1 protein-coding gene is annotated in these 1696 nt (G+C 73.6%); it reads right to left on the bottom strand.

The window, feature by feature from the left end; all coding sequences use genetic code 11:
- On the bottom strand, positions 1-1696 hold a 1696-nt coding region (locus tag ACWDAK_RS41190), incomplete at both ends, for a polyketide synthase dehydratase domain-containing protein (protein ID WP_427396353.1).

Consider the following 1696-nt stretch of genomic DNA (forward strand, 5'->3'; position numbering starts at 1 on the left):
ACTGCGCACCCCGTGCTCGACCACCAGATGACGCGCGACCAGCCCACCCAGCATCCCGGACGCACCGGACACCAGGACCGTACCGCTCGCATCGATCACCGGCCCGGCCGTGTCGGACACCGCCGCCACCCGCGCCAGGCGCGGCACCCGTACGACGCCTTCCCGGACCGCCAGTTCCGGCTCGCCGGAGGCCAGGGCACCCGCCACCGCTCGGTACGAACTCTCCGCACCGTCGAGGTCGAGCAGCACGAACCGGCCGGGGTTCTCGGACTGTGCAGAGCGCAGCAGACCCCAGACGGGGGCGTGGACGATGTCGTCACCGCCGGCCACCGCGCCACGGGTCACCAGCACCAGGCGGGACGAGGCGAACCGCTCGTCCGCCAGCCACTCCTGGACCATGCCGAGCACACCGTGCAGCACGGCCCGGACGGCCGAGGCGGTGTCCGCACCCTCGTCAACCGGCGACACGAAGACCGCCTCGGGAAGCGTCACGCCGCCGTCCACTGCCGCACCGAGTGCCGCCAGATCGGCGAAGCTCTCGATCCCGGCGCCGAACGGGTCGGTCCCGAGGACCGCCCAGCGGCCCACAGCGGCCGCCGACACCGGCAGGGTGGTCCACTCCACCCGGAACAGCGACTCCACGAAGCCGGCGCGGGCGGCCCGCACCTGCTCCTCGGAGACCTCGCGCATCGCCAGCGAGTCGACCGAGGCGACCGGCTGCCCGGACTCGTCCGCCAGCACCAGCGACACCGTGTCCCGGCTGCCCGCCGGGGACATCCGCACCCGCACCGCCGAGGCACCGGCCGCGTACAGGTTCACGCCGTTCCAGGCGAACGGAAGGCGTCCGCCGCCGTTCTCCTCCAGCAGGTTGCCGATGCCGACCGCGTGCAGCGCGGCGTCGAGCAGCGCCGGGTGCAGGCCGAACAGCGTGGCATCCGTACGTGCGCTCTCGGGCAGCCGGACCTCGGCGTACACGTCCTCGCCCTTGCGCCAGGCGGCGCGCAGGCCCTGGAACACCGGGCCGTATCCGAACCCGGCCTCGTCGAACACCTCGTACAGGTCTTCGACCTCGACCGCGACCGCCCCGGCCGGGGGCCACTCCGCCAGCTCGAACGACGCCGTGGTCCCGGCGCTCGGGGACAGCACACCGGTGGCGTGCCGCGTCCACAGCTCCTCGCCGGCGCCGTCCTCCGTACGGGAGTGCAGGCTCACCGGACGCCGTCCGGACTCGTCGGCCGCCTCGACCGAGAGCTGAACCTGTACGCCCCCCTGCTCGGGCAGGACGAGCGGCGCCTCCAGCGTCAGCTCCTCCAGCACGGCGCAACCGACCTGGTCGCCCGCCCGGATCGCCAGCTCCACGAACGCGGTACCCGGCAGCAGCACACTGTCCATCACCGCGTGATCGGCCAGCCACGGGTGCGACTGCACGGAGAGCCGACCGGTGAAGAGGAACCCGTCGACGGCGGCGAGCGAGACGGCCGCACCGAGCAGCGGATGCCCGGCGGCTGCCAGACCGACCGCCGTGACATCGCCGGTGAGTACGGCCGAACGCTCCGGCCAGTAGTGCTGGCGCTGGAAGGCGTAGGTCGGCAGGTCCACCCGGCGGGCGCCCTGGCCGGCGAAGACCGCCTGCCAGTCGACGCTCGCACCACGCACGTACGCCTGGGCGACGGCGGTGGTCAGCGTCTGCACCTCG

It is taken from the genome of Kitasatospora sp. NPDC001175, from assembly GCF_053598215.1.